The 15814-nt window shown below is 45.9% G+C and carries 15 protein-coding genes; 3 read left to right on the top strand and 12 right to left on the bottom strand.

All coding sequences use genetic code 11. The features are described from left to right. Positions 1–22: 22 nt before the first annotated feature. From pstA to IRE19_RS07175, 7 genes are all read right to left on the bottom strand, one after another. Positions 23–901: a phosphate ABC transporter permease PstA gene (gene pstA, locus IRE19_RS07205; protein WP_191715867.1), complete on the bottom strand. Its 879-nt coding sequence runs from the start codon at positions 899–901 to the stop codon at positions 23–25. 1 nt (position 902) lies between these two features. Further along, the gene (gene pstC / locus IRE19_RS07200; protein WP_191715868.1) at positions 903–1829 is read right to left on the bottom strand and encodes a phosphate ABC transporter permease subunit PstC; all 927 of its coding nucleotides are present in this window, start codon (positions 1827–1829) and stop codon (positions 903–905) included. Between the two features lie 75 nt (positions 1830–1904). Then, on the bottom strand, positions 1905–2876 hold the full coding sequence (locus IRE19_RS07195; protein WP_203339836.1) for a PstS family phosphate ABC transporter substrate-binding protein: 972 nt from the start codon (positions 2874–2876) through the stop codon (positions 1905–1907). A 167-nt stretch (positions 2877–3043) separates the two neighbouring features. Further along, on the bottom strand, positions 3044–5221 hold the full coding sequence (locus IRE19_RS07190) for a peptidoglycan D,D-transpeptidase FtsI family protein (protein ID WP_203339835.1): 2178 nt from the start codon (positions 5219–5221) through the stop codon (positions 3044–3046). Positions 5222–5333: 112 nt separating this feature from the next. After that, positions 5334–5942, bottom strand: coding sequence for a superoxide dismutase SodA (sodA, locus tag IRE19_RS07185; protein ID WP_191715871.1), 609 nt, complete (start codon positions 5940–5942; stop codon positions 5334–5336). A gap of 146 nt (positions 5943–6088) precedes the next feature. Further along, positions 6089–6568, bottom strand: coding sequence for a DUF456 domain-containing protein (locus IRE19_RS07180; protein ID WP_191715872.1), 480 nt, complete (start codon positions 6566–6568; stop codon positions 6089–6091). A gap of 383 nt (positions 6569–6951) precedes the next feature. Next, the gene (locus tag IRE19_RS07175; protein WP_203339834.1) at positions 6952–8583 is read right to left on the bottom strand and encodes a Na/Pi symporter; all 1632 of its coding nucleotides are present in this window, start codon (positions 8581–8583) and stop codon (positions 6952–6954) included. Positions 8584–8750: 167 nt separating this feature from the next. On the opposite strand from IRE19_RS07175, the gene IRE19_RS07170 reads away from it, so the two are divergent. The 3 genes from IRE19_RS07170 (at position 8751) to IRE19_RS07160 (ending at position 11183) form a co-directional block, all read left to right on the top strand. Further along, positions 8751–9275 (top strand): DUF1189 family protein, encoded by a 525-nt coding sequence (locus IRE19_RS07170; protein ID WP_203339833.1) that lies wholly within the window; start codon positions 8751–8753, stop codon positions 9273–9275. A 176-nt stretch (positions 9276–9451) separates the two neighbouring features. Further along, positions 9452–10579 carry a flavodoxin-dependent (E)-4-hydroxy-3-methylbut-2-enyl-diphosphate synthase gene (gene ispG / locus IRE19_RS07165; RefSeq protein ID WP_284700307.1) on the top strand — a complete coding sequence of 376 codons (1128 nt, stop codon included), beginning with the start codon at positions 9452–9454 and terminating at the stop codon, positions 10577–10579. A 13-nt stretch (positions 10580–10592) separates the two neighbouring features. Further along, positions 10593–11183: a hypothetical protein gene (locus IRE19_RS07160; RefSeq protein WP_203339832.1), complete on the top strand. Its 591-nt coding sequence runs from the start codon at positions 10593–10595 to the stop codon at positions 11181–11183. 46 nt (positions 11184–11229) lie between these two features. Here IRE19_RS07160 and IRE19_RS07155 read toward each other — a convergent pair whose 3' ends face one another. The 5 genes from IRE19_RS07155 to IRE19_RS07135 form a co-directional block, all read right to left on the bottom strand. Then, positions 11230–11640 (bottom strand): Fur family transcriptional regulator, encoded by a 411-nt coding sequence (locus IRE19_RS07155; protein WP_191715876.1) that lies wholly within the window; start codon positions 11638–11640, stop codon positions 11230–11232. Then, positions 11637–12491 carry a metal ABC transporter permease gene (locus IRE19_RS07150; RefSeq protein ID WP_203339831.1) on the bottom strand — a complete coding sequence of 285 codons (855 nt, stop codon included), beginning with the start codon at positions 12489–12491 and terminating at the stop codon, positions 11637–11639. Before IRE19_RS07150 ends, IRE19_RS07155 begins: the two co-directional genes overlap by 4 nt. Beyond that, positions 12488–13255, bottom strand: a complete 768-nt coding sequence (locus IRE19_RS07145) for a metal ABC transporter ATP-binding protein (protein ID WP_203339830.1) — start codon at positions 13253–13255, stop codon at positions 12488–12490. Before IRE19_RS07145 ends, IRE19_RS07150 begins: the two co-directional genes overlap by 4 nt. 235 nt (positions 13256–13490) lie before the next feature. Beyond that, positions 13491–14384 (bottom strand): deoxyribonuclease IV, encoded by an 894-nt coding sequence (locus tag IRE19_RS07140; RefSeq protein WP_203339829.1) that lies wholly within the window; start codon positions 14382–14384, stop codon positions 13491–13493. Between the two features lie 12 nt (positions 14385–14396). After that, a complete protein-coding gene (locus IRE19_RS07135; protein WP_191715880.1) occupies positions 14397–15692 on the bottom strand; it encodes a DEAD/DEAH box helicase in 1296 nt (431 codons plus the stop codon). Positions 15693–15814 lie beyond the last annotated feature (122 nt).

Here is a 15814-nt window from a genome sequence, read left to right as displayed (position 1 = left end):
AACCCCTTCCACATAATTTGCCTTAATAACGTTTATCGAATTTGTTGCGGATGATGACAGCAATGGAATTCATGAACAGCAAGACGGCCATCAATACGATGATCCCAGCTGCTGCCACTGTCTGGAATTCCTGCTGCGGACGGCTGGACCAATCATAAATCTGCATTGGCAGCGCGGTAAATGTATCCATAACACCTGCTGGCAAAAACTGAATGATAACTGGAATGCCGATGACAATCAAAGGAGCTGTCTCACCGATTGCCCGCGACAGCGCCAAAATGCTGCCAGTCAAAATGCCCGGGATTGCGGCAGGCAAGATGATTTTGACGATGGTCTGCCATTTTGTTGCACCCATGCCGTAAGAGGCATCACGCAATTCACCCGGCACAGAACGGATTGCTTCCTGCGACGCCACGACGATCACCGGCAAGATCAATAGACTCATGGTAAAACCGGCGGCTAATACACTGTTTCCGAGTGCCAGTGCACGGACGAAAATGGTCAGTCCCAGCAAACCGAAAACCACGGACGGAACTCCCGCCAGATTGGAGATGTTCATCCGGATAAACGTAGTGATGCGGTTTTGTTTTGCGTATTCTTCCAAATAGATGGCTGAACCGACACCAAGAATGATGGAAGTCGGCGCGACCACCAACATCAGCCATAAGGATCCGACGAGAGCCGCTTTAATGCCGGCTTTTTCGGGGAAGCGGGAAGCGAAGTTGGTCAAAAACTCGATCGATAAGTGCCCCGCCCCTTGCGTCACAATCCGGTAAAGCAAAATCACCAATGCCAATAAGGCGATCAGCGTCGCTGCCAGAAAAATGTATTTGAAGATGCTGTTGGCAATCAATCGGCCATTCATCCGTTTGACGACGGTCTGTTGTTCAATGTATCTCATATCAGTATTCCTCCCTGAAACGTTTGGAGACGTAGCCGGCAAGGATATTCATCACCATCGTAAAGACAAACAGCGTGAATCCTACAGCGTAAATGGAATAGTAAATGGTCGTTCCGTATCCAGCGTCTCCTTTTGAAACCTGAACGATATAGGCGGTCATCGTTTGGATCGACCCGGTAAAATCCCCATCAAGCCTTGGGGTGGAGCCTGCCGCAAGTGAAACGATCATGGTCTCACCGATTGCCCGGGATACCGCAAGAACCACCGATGCAATAATTCCTGAAAGCGCAGCTGGCACTGTGATTTTCCAGGCTACTTCAAATTTAGTCGAGCCCATCGCCAATGCCCCTTCACGGATGCTTTTCGGTACAGAAGACATGGCGTCTTCCGACAAGGACGCAATCATTGGGATGATCATGATGCCGACAACGATCCCCGGTGAAATGGCGTTGAAAATTTTGATTTCCGGGAATACTGCCTGCAGCACCGGCGTCACGAATGTCAATGCAAAGAATCCATAGACAATCGTCGGAACGCCAGCCAATACTTCAAGAACCGGTTTCAGGATACGCCGGACATTTTCACTGGCGTATTCACTCAAATAGATGGCTGCTGAAATGCCGATCGGCACTGCGACGATGACAGCAATCAACGTCACTTTCAAGGTACCGACGATTAATGGCAAAATGCCGAATTGGGCTTCTTTATTGGAAAATGGCAGCCAAGTGGTGCCAAAGATAAAATCAAAAAATGGAACACGGGTGAAAAATGTAACGGTCTCCACAATCAATGTCAAAACAATGCCGATGGATGTCAAAACCGAGACTGAAGCGATGAGAAATAAAATAATTGGAATGATCTTTTCGATCACTTTCTTGTTTTTCTTGCCGTTCGACTGCGCGATCATTTCCTGCACAGATGGTCGCATATAGAATCCCCTTTCAACCCCAAAAGGCGAGCAGTGGCTGCTCACCCTCAGATTAAACTACACTGGATCTTGTTCTTATTTCAATGCTTCTAAATCTGCTAAGCCTTTATCGTAATCTTCCTGCGGCAAAGCTACATAACCGACTGCTTCTGCCATAGCTCCTGCATTTTCAAGTGTGTATTTCATGAAATCGTAAGCTGCTTCGTTTTCGGTCAATGCTGCGTTGTTCGCATAGGTGAACAATGGACGTGATAATGGGGAATATTCGCCTGATTCAATGGTGTCATTGTTCGGCTCCACTCCATCAATCGAAACAACTTTCAGTGTATCCTGGTTCGCTACGTAATAGGCATAGCCGAAGAATCCGATAGCGTTTGGATCTGCTTGAATTCCCTGCACTAATGTGTTGTCATCTTCAGAAAGTGTAGCTGAGCTGACAAGGTCTTCATCTTCAAGAATCACTTCGTTGAAGTAATCAAATGTTCCAGAGTCTGTTCCCGGTGCATAAAAGACCACTTCTTCATCCGGCCATTCCGGATTGATGTCCGACCATTTTTTCGAAGTGCCGTCTTCTATCCACAGTTTTTTCAAATCTTCCACGGTCAGATCTTCCACCCAGTCATTTTCCTGGCTGACTACCACTGATAATCCGTCAAATGCCAATTGAAATTCTGTGTATTCAACGCCAGCTTCTTCAAGGCTGGCAGCCTCTTCTTCTTTAATTGGACGCGAAGCGTTGGAGAAATCTGTTTCGCCTTGGATGAACTTCTCAAATCCGCCGCCAGTCCCTGATGTACCGACTGTCACTTGAACATCCGGCTGTGCTCCAGCGTATTCTTCCACAATACCTTCCATGATCGGTGCCACGGTAGAAGATCCGTCGCCTGACACGGTTCCTTCAACAGCTGCTTCTTCTCCAGCTGTATCCGATGTCGTTTGCTCTGTTTCTGTGCCAGAACCGGTACTTTCTTCCGTACTGCCGCACGCACCAAGAATTAAAGCCGAACCAAGAATAGTTGATGCCATAGCGAATTTCCAGTTTCTCATTTTGCTGTTTCCCCCTACAGGTTAGTGTTTGTTTACATTCTCTACTATAAAGACTGATTGTTGAGAACATATAAAGGCTATGTTAAGAAATTGTAAATTGAAAATCCGCCAAATTAATAAAGCCCCCAGGAAAATTCTCATACTGAGACGTTCCTGGGGGCTTGCGGTTATTCGCCTTCCACTTCAACTGAAGCGCTGTACGGCGGTTTTATTGAATTGGATGCTGCCTGCGCTTCTTTATTTTTCAATTTAAAGTACTTATCCGCTGCAGCCCGGGCAATTTCATTATTCGCCTTCGGGACGTTTTTCGGATCGGTTGTCACATATGGAATCACGACGGCATAAGCGATTTCCGGATTGTCGAAAGGAGCGTAACCGACATGTGCAATATTGATCGCATATTGGCCGTTCATTTCGTGGTCTTTTTCGTAGAAATAAACTTCTGCGGTTCCGGTTTTCCCGGCGGCAGTATAAGGTGCATCACTGAATTGCGCACGCGCTGATCCTGAGCTGCCAACATACACATTGCGCATCCCTTTTTGCACCTGTTCAATTTCTTCCTGCGAATTGTTGATGCGGTTAAGGATTTTGGGTTCAATAATGGTTTCGATCGGGCCGAGTGATTCTCCGTCCCGGGTTGCTTCACGGATTTCCTTGACCACATGAGGCTCCATACGGTATCCATCATTGGCAATTGTCGAAATGTATTGAGCCAATTGAAGAGGGGTATAGGTATCAAACTGTCCGATTGCCAAATCGAGCAGTTTGGCGCCTGGAGAGGTTCCTCCCATATAACCGGTGGCTTCGTTCGGCAAGTCGATGCCGGTTTTGACGCCTAAACCAAATTGTGCGAATGAATTCCGCATAGTTGCAAAACTCTCTGGCGATACATACAGCCCCCGGTTATACTGGTATTCCGCTCCTGCAATCTTCATGGCAATTTTAAACATGTAAACGTTGGAAGAACGTTCGATGGCCATCAAATCCGTCATTGGAATACGGTTGAATAATCGTGTATTGAAAATGGAATTCTTTTGAGCTGTACCGGCGAATTTCAATGGCTCATCAATTTGAACTTCATTCAATTCGACAGCATCTTGCGAATACCCGGTCAACAGCGTAGCTCCTTTAACAGTCGAGCCCATTTCATGGGAAGCTGTAAAACTGCCAAACGCATAATCATTGATGATCTGTTTGCCGTTTTCATCTTTGCCTAGGCGTTTGCCTACCATGGAAAGCACTTCACCGGTCTGTGGATTCATCATGACGAGGTATGCATCTTTGACCAGTTTAGAACTTGGGCCGGCCTTCAACTGCAACAACTTGTCCTCCACAATTTTTTCCAGTTCACTTTGCAATTCGCTGTCAATGGACAGAACTAGGTCTTTCCCTGCTTTGCCTTCATCTAAAGGTATGGTTTCGATGACGCTGCCTCTGCCATCCGTAACATTTTTGACAACCGACTTTTGGCCTTGCAACACGTCTTCATACTGCTGCTCCAGAAAACTGGTCCCGACGCGGTCATTGCGTGAATAATCGCGTGCCAGATAATATTCAAGTTTATTGGCGGGGATTCCAGTTTCAGGAGTGGTCGTGCTGCCAAGTATGGTTAAATCACTCGATTTGACACGTTTCCAATCGGTTACCGTGTTGACGCCTTTGAGTTTCGGATCCGTCAACCGTTCAGAAACTCGGGCGAACTCTTCATCCGAGACGTCTTCATTTTTAATCATCTGCGGGGCCAGTGCGTAGCCTGAAGTCATCTCCCGGTATATGGCGAGAACTTCCAAGTCTTCAACGCTTAGAGTAGCCAATTCTTCGTCCGTGATCTTTTCTCTGACTAATGCATCAAGCTTGCGTTGCTTTTCCTTTTCCGGTATGTCTTCAGCGGCGATGGCCGCTTTTTCTTCATCCGTGACTTTTTTGTTGGCACTTTCTGTGTTCATTTGTATATAAAAATCCTGTTTATCACGGAGTGTCACTTTGTCATCGTCTTTTTCGATCAATTTGGCCAATTCTTTAGCCACTGTCAGCATTTCTTCTCTTTTGGTCGTTTGCATCGCCGTATAGGTAATGGCATTGACCGGTGTATTGTTGACTTGAATCCGGCCTTCGCTGTCAAAAATGCGCCCCCTCGGCACGCTGGTATTGACAGGAACTTCTTCAGTCCTGGCAATGGCACGCGCATAGTCTTCTCCTTTAACGATTTGGAGAAAGCCCAAACGGAGGATCAATACAGAAAACAAGAGGAAGATAGTGAAAAAGAGGATATTCATCCGAAAGACGGTATTGGACTGCAATTTCACTCTTGCAAGCGAAACGCGTCTTTTTTGAGGCGGTTTCATGAGGCGGTTTCTCCTTTCGCAAAAATATCCACTTATCAGTATAGCACCACATAAAAAAAAGCACACACTTTTTCAGACGAAAAAGTGTGTGCAAAGTTTCAATTCGTGACAATTATTTCGAAGTTTCGTAACGGTTTGAAACTTCTTCCCAGTTTACAACATTCCAGAAAGCGTTGATGTAATCCGGACGTTTGTTTTGGTATTTCAAGTAGTAAGCGTGCTCCCAAACATCAAGGCCAAGCAGTGGAGTTTTGCCTTCCATCAATGGAGAATCTTGGTTTGGAGTTGAAGTAATTTCTAATTCGCCGTTAGAAAGAACCAGCCACGCCCATCCTGAACCAAAACGGGTTTTGCCGGCAGCTGCGAATTTTTCTTTAAATTCGTCAAAGCTTCCGAACTTGCTGTTGATTGCTTCTCCAAGAGCGCCTGTTGGGTTGCCGCCGCCATTTGGAGACAATAGTTTCCAGAATAATGAGTGGTTGGCATGTCCCCCGCCGTTGTTGCGAACTGCAGTGCGGATTTCTTCAGGTACTGCGTTCAAATCAGAAATCAATTCTTCCACAGATTTTGAAGCAAGATCTTCGTGGCCTTCTAAAGCCGCATTTACGTTAGTTACGTATGTGTTGTGGTGTTTTGTGTGGTGAATGTTCATTGTTTCTTTGTCGATGTGCGGTTCAAGTGCGTCGTACGCGTAAGGTAATTCCGGTAATTCATATGCCATGATAAAATTCCTCCTTGAGTCTATTGGTCTACTCTCTTAGCCTATCAAAATTATCTGGCCTATACAAACATAATGCACGCCAAATCCTTTTATTCAGACCTTTGACTGAATTCACCTGATTTAGCAGGCTGTGGAACCAGTCCGTCTCAGATAGTGAAAAGGAAGATAGCGACCATGACAATCTGAATGATTCCTTTTGTGAAAACTGACGTGATAAATCCGACAACCGAACCGATTCCGGAATAGAAGGACTTCTTCAACGAAGATTTATTGAACAAAAGCTCGGCGATAATGGCACCAACGAATGGGCCAATCAAAATACCGATAATCGGAATGATAAAAGGACCGATGATCAAGCCGATTGTACTTCCCCACAAACCGGCTCTCGAGCCGCCGAACTTTTTGACACCGAATGCATTGGCGATAGCATCCGCTCCGAACAGCAGAATGACGAATAGACTCTGAATCGCCCAGAACCACCATGGCAAATCACCAAAGCTGAAAAACAGCCCGTACATGACAAAGCCTCCAAAAATAAACAGAACCGCCGGTATGATCGGATAAACCAGACCGATGAAACCAATCACGAAACAAAGCAGAATGACAATCCAGCCGATGATCTCCATCTGTATTCCTCCCTATATAAAAAGCTCTCTTCCATCGTGCCCTACATTTTTTAAAATGTAAAGCGGGATGAAAAAGAGCTTTTTTGCGGTTTGAAGCCAGCTATTCTTTTCAAAACATAGTATAGGCGCTTCCGCATTTCTTTTGTCCAGCTGCTGCGACCAGATTCTAGGGTCATAAGCCATTCCGGCTGTGCGGCAAAAAGCACCGCTTCGCCGATCTGTCTTATGCCCGTCGAATCTATCCGGTCGCTTCCGCATTTCTTTTGTCCAGACTCCAGCGCCAACTCTTCGGGTCATAAGTCACCCCAGCGGTGTGGCAAAGAGCGCCACTCTGCTGATTCGCCTTATGCCTGTCAGAGCTGAGCAGGCGCTTCCGCTTTTCTTTATGCACGGTTTCCTAAAATCGCTTCTGCAAGGTTTACAGCGTGGTCGCCGATACGTTCCAGGTTGCTGACGATATCGACAAACACGATTCCGGCTTGCGCTGTACATTTCCCTTCGTTAAGACGCAAAATATGTTTTTTACGGAATTTGCGTTCCATTTTATCGATCAAGTCTTCCTGCTCTGCTACTTCGCGAGCCAATTCATGGCTTGTTGTGTTTAAAGCAGAAAGTGCTTTTTGAACCGTTGCGATCGTCAAAGTGAACATTTCATCCAGATCTTCTACCGCATCCGCTGTGATGTTTACACGATTGTTGATTTGGTAGTCGACCAATTCGATAATATTTTCAAAATGATCACCGATTCGTTCGATGTCGCGTACTGTCTCCATCAACATTGTATGGCGTGTGGAATCAGCCGCAGAAAGAGATTCCGCTGAAATCATAACCAAGTAATCGGTGATTTTCGAATCCAGGTTATTGATGGCGTCTTCCAATTGATAACCGGTTTCAGCGTGTTTCTTGCTTTGCGTTTTTAAGTATTGATACGTTTCCTGAAGCCCTTGAACGGAGAATTCACCCATTCGAAGCACTTCTTCTTTCGCCTGTCCAAGCGCGATCGATGGAGATTGCTCAATAAAGTGGATATCCAAATGTTTCGGTTTGAACTCGATTGTTACATCTTCACCCGGAATTGCTTTAGTTACCAGATAAGCCCATGCTCCGATTAACGGGAACTGGATGATCGTATTGGCAACGTTGAACGTTCCGTGGGCAAAAGCAATTTGCATTTTCGGTTCTAAATTCAAGATTCCAGAGATCCATTCAACATATGCGGTAAACGGCATCAACAGAATTAAGAAAATAACACTTCCCAGCACGTTGAACAAGACATGGACAGCTGCTGCACGGCGGGCTGCAATAGAAGCACCTAGTGCTGCAAGGACTGCGGTTATGGTTGTTCCGATGTTGTCACCGAACAATACTGGCAATGAAGCTGCAAGACTCAGCACGTCTTCGGAATAAAGACCCTGCAATATAGCAACCGTAGCACTCGAGCTTTGGACAATTAAAGTGAAGACTGTCCCGACCACTACGCCAAGAATCGGCATTTCGCTTAGACTGATGGTCATATCGATGAAAGCTTGCGATTCACGCAAAGGTTTCATGCCATCGCTCATCAATTCAAGACCATAGAAGAGACCCCCAAAACCGAATACAACTTCACCTATATTTTGAATGCTATTCTTTTTAAAGAAGAAAATCAAAACTGCGCCTAATGCCAAAATTGGCAATGAATAAGCGCCTACATCCAGACCGATAATGAAGGCGGTGACGGTTGTCCCGATATTGGCTCCCATAATTACGCCAATCGCCTGTTTCAAAGTCATAAATCCGGCACTGACCAATCCTACAACGATTACGGTGGTACCAGAACTAGATTGGATCAATATCGTAACCGCAATCCCTACCAGAACACCCATGAACGGGTTAGTGGTAAAGCGATCCAATATTCCCCGTAATCTATCTCCTGCCGCTTTTTGCAGGGCGTCACCCATAAATTTAATGGAGAATAGAAATAATCCAAGTCCTCCAAAAAATGTAAAGAGCATTTCTTGCCAGTTCGTCTCCACGATTTCCGATCAACTCCTAAATTTAACTTGAACACCTAACCTATTATGAATAGTTCACTAAGGAATTGTAAACACCTTTATTGAAAATTTACATTCCCGTAACAAAGCGCCGTTTTTTTCTTCTTCTATCGTGTTACGATTATTCTATAGATGAAAGGAAGATGTTCGTGAATCTCTATCAATTATTCAAGGCAAGCCTGATGGAACCTAAAAGGCAAGCAGCCGTCCGTATTATGACCATCGGCAAAATCATGCAGTTTATTTTCGTCTTTATCGCGATCTTAACTATTGTCTCATTTGCCGAATGGGTTTTCGGTTTAGGTGATGCCACAGGCAATATCGATGGGTTGGTTGAGTTCGTAGAAGAAATCGAATGGCTCCTGTATCCGTTCGCTTTGGTTTTTCTGTTTGTCTCCACTACCCTTTACCATTTTATAAAAATCAGTTTGTTCGCATTGGTGGCTGTGGCAATCCTCAACATTAGAAAGCGCCGCGGCGAATACCGGCACTTGTGGAGAACCACCGCACTCAGCGTCACAATTCCGACATTATTGGCATTCATTCTCAGCTTTTGGGATCTCGGTTTTGCCGTCTCACTGATTACCAGCCTGCTGACTATCCTCTATTTGTATTTGGCGATCGGCTATTACCCGAAAAAGCCCCCTGTACAACAGAAACGTCAACAAGGTTAATTTTATGTAAAGAAATGCAGTAAACAGCCGTCTTTCTTGTCTTTTGACAAGCGACACTGCTAAAATGGCTATAGGTACTGGAAAAGAGCCGGCACTTTCTGGAGTATTCACTGGTATGCCGGACAAGATATATGAGCCGATAGAACAGGCCATCATCAAAAAGGAGAGATTTTTTCATGAGCGAAATGACACACCGTTCAAAGACACGCCCCGTAAAAGTCGGAGATTTGACGATCGGCGGCAGCAATGAATTATTTATACAAAGTATGGCTACAACGAAAACACATGATGTAGAAGCCACCGTAGCTGAAATTCTGCGTTTGGAAGAAGCGGGATGCCAGATTGTCCGCGTCGCCTGCCCGGATGAACGTGCTGCCTATTCAATCGGCGCCATTAAAGAGCGCATTAATATTCCTTTAGTAGTAGATATTCATTTTGACTATAAATTGGCGTTGATTGCCATCGAACAAGGCGCAGACAAAATCCGTATCAACCCGGGCAACATCGGCCGACGTGAAAAAGTGGAAGCTGTCGTCAACGCTGCCAAAGCAAAAGGCATTCCAATCCGCATCGGCGTCAACGCCGGTTCACTGGAACGTAAAATTCTTGAAAAATATGGCTATCCAACTGCTGAAGGCATGGTCGAAAGTGCCCTTCACCACATTAAGATCCTGGAAGACCTGGATTTCCATGACATCATCGTTTCATTGAAGGCTTCGGATGTCAGCCTTGCTGTTGAAGCGTATGAACTGGCTTCAAGAGCCTTTGATTATCCCTTGCACCTCGGCATCACGGAGTCGGGAACGCTGTTTTCCGGCACAGTAAAAAGCGCTGCCGGCCTTGGGGCCCTATTCGCAAAAGGCATCGGCAACACGCTGCGCGTATCCTTGAGTGCGGATCCGGTCGAGGAAGTTAAAGTAGCGCGTGAAATGCTGAAGATTTTCGGTCTTTCTTCAAACGCAGCAACACTGATTTCATGCCCGACATGCGGACGCATCGAAATCGACTTGATCGCCATCGCCAACGAAGTGGAAGAATACATCTCCCACATCAAAGCGCCATTGAAAGTGGCTGTTCTGGGTTGTGCGGTAAACGGACCGGGTGAAGCACGCGAAGCGGATATCGGCATCGCCGGTGCGCGCGGAGAAGGCTTGCTGTTCATGCACGGAAAAACCGTCCGAAAAGTGCCTGAAGAAACAATGGTTGATGAACTGAAGATTGAAATCGACAAATTGGCGGAAGAATATTTCGCAAAGCAAGCTGCAGAAAAGAAAGAAAAAGAAATGGAACAACAACAAGCATAAGGTTGTGAGCAGATTGAGATACCGTTTTGGAATTGATATAGATGGGACAGTAACTTCTCCAACGTCGCTGATCCCTCACATAAATGAAAAGTTCAAAAGCACATTGACTTTAGATGATATCAAGGAATACGATTTGACGGCAGCTCTTCCCCATTTGTCACAAGGTGAATTCTATTCTTGGTTCCGGGATTCCGAGCCGCGGATTTATGCGGCTTCGCCGGTTTCTGAAAACGCCAAGAATATTTTGAACAACTGGAAAGACCAGTACGAGCTGTATTACATTTCTGCCCGCGGCGACAATGTCCGGGACGTCACCTTTGATTGGTTTGCCGAGCATGCCATTGCTTATGATCATATCGAATTGATTGGATCGCATAAGAAAATCGAAACAGCCAGACGCCATAACGTCCATTTGTTCTTCGAGGACAAACACGACAATGCTGTCGAAATTGCTGAAGAACTGGACATTCCAGTTTTGTTGTTCGATACCCCTTACAACCGCCAACCGATTCCTGATAAGGTCATTCGCGTGTATGATTGGATCGAAGCCAATGAATGGGTAAAGAATGAATTCAGCGTCCAGAAAACATTGAGCAGCAAGTAATATATATAAAATAAAAGCGAGAGTGGATTTTCCCACTCTCGCTTTTTTATTTGCATTCCGGGCATTTCCCGTAAATTTCAAACTTGTGATTGGCAATTTCATAGGCCGGCAATGCCGCGCCCAGCATATCCATCGGACAAACCGGTATTTCTTTTATTTTTCCGCAGTCCATGCAAATAAAATGATGGTGATGGTGGTCGCTCTCACATTGCATACGGAAATGCCGTTCACCTGATAATTCCGTTTCTTCTAAAATTCCGAGTGACACAAAAGTTGCCAGGTTCCGGTAAACGGTATCATAGCTCATGCTCGGGTAATCCTTCTGCATCACATCCAGCAAGTCCCTTGCCGTCAAATACCGTTCGTCATTGGCGAACAGTTCCAGAATCTGATTGCGTTTGGACGTTTCCTTAAATCCGTTCTCTTTCAAGATCGTCCATGCATTGGATAAATTCATGTGATCGCTCCTTTATTAAGTGAAACCATAATTTTCTTATAGCCGATGACCAATAGCAACAGGAAAATGGATGTAACAACAATCGTGCCTCCCGGCGCCAAGTCGAAATAAAAAGCGGTTACCAGTCCCGTGATGACAGAAATTTCGCCAAAAACGATGGACATGATGATGGTCTGTTTAAAGCTTTTCGTGACGCGCATGGCTGTTGCGACTGGAATCGTCATCAATGACGAAACCAGGAGGATGCCGACGATGCGCATCGAACCCGCAATGACCAACGCCGTGACGATCATGAACATAAAATGAACCCATTTCGCGGGCAGTCCTGAAGCCCGTGCGTATTCGTCATCAAAAGACAAAACAAACAATTCCTTGAAGAAGAAATAGATGAATGCCAGTACAACGACGGCAATCCCAGCCACGATCAACAGGTCTTCCCTGCTGACAGCTGATACCGAGCCGAATAAATAACCGAACAAGTCATTCGAGAAGCCCTGTGCCAGAGAAATAAAGATGGCACCAAAGCCGATGCCCGCAGACAAAATAATTGGAATGGCCAGTTCTTCGTAATGTTTATACAAGCTTCTCAAACGCTCAATCAGCACCGAACCGCCGACAGATGCCGCAATTCCGAGAAACAACGGATTCAACATCGCCAGTGAAGCGACACTTTGGCTTAAATACAAGCTGCCTGCAATTCCCGCAAGTGTCACATGGCTTAACGCATCCGCAATCAGCGAAAGCCTACGGACCACGATAAAGACGCCCAGAAGCGGTGCAATAACGCCGATGATTAGCCCCGCTGCAAAAGCGTTCTGTAAAAATTCGTAAGACAATATAGCATCGATCATGCGTGGCTTCCTCCGATATGATGAATTTTCCGGACAGAATGGCCGTACCACGCTTCGCGCTGTTCATCGCTCATCGTGTGAAGCTGTTCTTTGAATCCGTGGAAATGGATGGTCTGGTTCAAGCAAGCTACATGGGTGATGCGGTCTGTCACCGTATCGACGTCATGTGTCACCAGCACTAAAGTGATGTTCTGGTCCCGGTTAAGAGAAGCGAGCATATCATAGAAAGCCTGGACATTCTGATGGTCCACACCGACAGTCGGCTCATCCAGGATCAGTACTTTCGGCTTGGCAACAAGCGCACGGGCAATGAAGACCCGTTGTTGCTGGCCGCCTGACAGTTCACTGACGCTTCTGCCCATAAAGTCCTCCATTCCGACCGCCTTCAACGCCTCAGCCACTTCTTGGTGAGACGACTTCGGCAATCGATGGAACAATCCGGTCTTTTTGGCCAATCCCCCTGCAACCACTTCTTCTACAGTCGCCGGAAATCCGGAATTGAAGGAATTCGATTTCTGCGAAACATAGCCGATCCATTCACGGTTCTTGAAATTTTTCGCATCCACACCGAACAATTCAATCTTTCCTTCGCTCGGTTTGATCAGCCCCAACATGATTTTCAATAAAGTCGATTTTCCCGAACCGTTCGGACCCAGGATAGCCAGAAAATCACCTTCTTCCACTTTCATGGAAATATTATCGAGCGCTTTTGTTTGTTCATATTCAAAACTGATGTCTTTAATGTCTATTAATGGCGCGACCATTGTGTCGCCTCTTTTCTAATTAATAATGATTACGATTTACCTTAAGAAAGTATAGTAGAGTTTATAGCTAATGTAAATAGATTAAGCTTAATTAACTTTATTGTGCCATTTTCTACAGGGATTGCTTCCACTTCTTGCCAAATGTCTTTCCTTGCTGGCATCAATGAAAAATAAGAAGCTGAAGACACCCCCTAAAATCGGGGTCATCTTCAGCTTCCGCCTCTTGCCTTCCTGCTTATAGAGGAGATTTCAATTCTTCGATGGCGCCTGGAGAAAAGATGCCTGCTTTGAACATTTCAATTTCAAAAGCATATGGCGGCTTTTTGTTTTTGGCATCCAGTCCGACATACGGCGTCTCCAAGATTTTCGGTACGTGCATAAGGTCAGGATGATGGACGATGCCATTTAAAGCATCAAAGCCGATTTCTCCAAAGCCGATGTTCTCGTGGCGGTCTTTGCCCGCTCCGCGAACGTTTTTGCTGTCGTTGATGTGCAGCACTTGAAGGCGGTCGATCCCGACAATGCGGTCGAATTCTTCCAGAACTCCATTGAAATCTTCTTTGATGTTATATCCCGCATCATGTGTGTGGCAAGTGTCGAAGCACACGGACAGACGATCGTTATGTGTAACGCCATTGATGATCGCAGCGATTTCTTCAAAACTGCGGCCACATTCCGTGCCTTTTCCAGCCATGGTTTCCAATGCGATATTGACCGGGTAATCCTGCGTCAATACTTCATTTAAACCTTCAATGATTTTAGCGATTCCCGCATCCGCCCCGGCTCCGACATGGGCGCCCGGGTGCAAAACGATTTGTTTTGCGCCAAGAGCCGCTGTCCGTTCAATTTCCTTTTGAAGGAATTCGACACCGTGTGCGAATGTATCCGGTTTTTGGGTATTGCCTAAATTGATGATGTACGGTGCATGGACCACAATGTTCGTTAAATTATGGGCAGCCATATGGGCAAGCCCTGCATCGATATTCAACTCTTCGATCGGTTTGCGGCGCGTATTTTGCGGCGCACCCGTATAGATCATGAATGTTGTCGCTCCGTAGGAAGCGGCTTCTTCGCTTGCTGCAAGCAGCATCTTTTTGCCGCTCATCGATACGTGAGATCCTAATAGCATGAAACTATCTCCTTACTTTTTGCGATTTTTGCGTCGTTCCATTTTTTTGATTTCGTCCATTTTCCACTTCATTTTCTTCTTGTACATCGGTTTTACCGCTTTGGGTTTGTGGACCATCGTTTTCGCTTTCGCGTCTGCTTCGTTCGCCGTTCTGGTACGGGTCGTCCGGCTGTGGCGCTCTTTCAAATCGACGAATTCGCCTTTGACGATGTCTTTTTGCTGGAATGGAATGCCCATTTTTTCAATGCGTACGATTGCGTCGTCGTCTTCCGGCTTGAACAACGTGATGGCTACGCCTTTCATTCCTGCACGAGCCGTACGTCCGACACGGTGGATGAAGAATTCCAAGTCTTCCGGCAGTTCGTAGTTGATGACATGGCTGACGCCTTGAATGTCGATTCCGCGCGCTGCTAGATCTGTCGCTACGATGTATTGGTATTCAAGATCGCGGATCTGGCGCATCATTTTGACGCGTTCACGTGGAGCCAAATCGCCGTGGACGCGGCCGACACGGATGCCTTCTCTTGCCAGCTGATCAGCTACGTAATCAGCATTCGTACGGGTATTGACGAAAATGATTGCCAAATACGGATTGATCACTTTCATGACATCCTGCAGGCGATCCATTTTCTTTTTGCTGCGGACTGGCACCAAGTAGAAGTCCAAGCCATCAGCGGTCGGCAGTTTGTCGCCGATTTTCACGTGTACCGGTGATTCCATGTATTTTTTCAGGAACGGTTTTAACTTTTCAGGAATCGTCGCCGAAAAGACATACATCTCCAAGTCTTCCTGCATTTTGCCGGCTACTTGATCGATTTCTTCAATAAAGCCCATATCAAAAGCCAAATCGGCTTCATCCACAACCAGGATTTTGCCCGTGTGAACCAACAAGGCGTTTTCTTTAACCAGGTCTTTCAAACGGCCCGGTGTTCCGATGACGATATGCGGCTGAGTCTTTAATTTGTTGATTGAACGTTGCTTGTCTGTTCCACCGATAAACGATTTCACTTCAATGCCTGATCCGACAACCAATTTCTGCAATTCATTGTAGATCTGCGTTCCAAGTTCACGCGTCGGTGCTGCAATTACCGCCTGCACTTCCTGTTTGCTGACGTCGATACGTTCTACGATCGGGATAATGAAACTATGCGTTTTGCCAGTCCCTGTATGGGATTGTCCAATTGCACTTGAGCCTTTCAGTATATGGGGCATCATTTCCTTTTGGATCGGTGTCGGTTCTGTAAAACCGAGTTTTTCTACCGCTTCCAATAGGAAGGGTTTGAATGGATATTCGTTGAATTTTGTCATGGGATTAAATTCCCTCCTTACGCTCTAGCCATTATAGCATAAAATGGTGTCTTTACGCGATGCAACTTTTGTAAAGCTGCGCCGTCTCCGTTATAATGAATGTATGATTTTGAAAGGAGCGC

The organism is Planococcus beijingensis (assembly GCF_016820615.1).
Taxonomy (GTDB): domain Bacteria; phylum Bacillota; class Bacilli; order Bacillales_A; family Planococcaceae; genus Planococcus; species Planococcus notacanthi.
This window is presented reverse-complemented; position numbering and strand designations above follow the sequence as displayed.

What these genes read in the sequence shown, in the direction of transcription:
- sodA (WP_191715871.1), bottom strand. Translation starts at nt 5,942, where the DNA reads ATGGCATATGAATTACCGGAATTACCTTACGCGTACGACGCACTTGAA.
- IRE19_RS07190 (WP_203339835.1), bottom strand. Translation starts at nt 5,221, where the DNA reads ATGAAACCGCCTCAAAAAAGACGCGTTTCGCTTGCAAGAGTGAAATTG.
- IRE19_RS07145 (WP_203339830.1), bottom strand. Translation starts at nt 13,255, where the DNA reads ATGGTCGCGCCATTAATAGACATTAAAGACATCAGTTTTGAATATGAA.
- IRE19_RS07140 (WP_203339829.1), bottom strand. Translation starts at nt 14,384, where the DNA reads ATGCTATTAGGATCTCACGTATCGATGAGCGGCAAAAAGATGCTGCTT.
- pstC (WP_191715868.1), bottom strand. Translation starts at nt 1,829, where the DNA reads ATGCGACCATCTGTGCAGGAAATGATCGCGCAGTCGAACGGCAAGAAA.
- pstA (WP_191715867.1), bottom strand. Translation starts at nt 901, where the DNA reads ATGAGATACATTGAACAACAGACCGTCGTCAAACGGATGAATGGCCGA.
- IRE19_RS07155 (WP_191715876.1), bottom strand. Translation starts at nt 11,640, where the DNA reads ATGAATTTATCCAATGCATGGACGATCTTGAAAGAGAACGGATTTAAG.
- IRE19_RS07150 (WP_203339831.1), bottom strand. Translation starts at nt 12,491, where the DNA reads ATGATCGATGCTATATTGTCTTACGAATTTTTACAGAACGCTTTTGCA.
- IRE19_RS07135 (WP_191715880.1), bottom strand. Translation starts at nt 15,692, where the DNA reads ATGACAAAATTCAACGAATATCCATTCAAACCCTTCCTATTGGAAGCG.
- IRE19_RS07180 (WP_191715872.1), bottom strand. Translation starts at nt 6,568, where the DNA reads ATGGAGATCATCGGCTGGATTGTCATTCTGCTTTGTTTCGTGATTGGT.
- IRE19_RS07195 (WP_203339836.1), bottom strand. Translation starts at nt 2,876, where the DNA reads ATGAGAAACTGGAAATTCGCTATGGCATCAACTATTCTTGGTTCGGCT.
- ispG (WP_284700307.1), top strand. Translation starts at nt 9,452, where the DNA reads ATGAGCGAAATGACACACCGTTCAAAGACACGCCCCGTAAAAGTCGGA.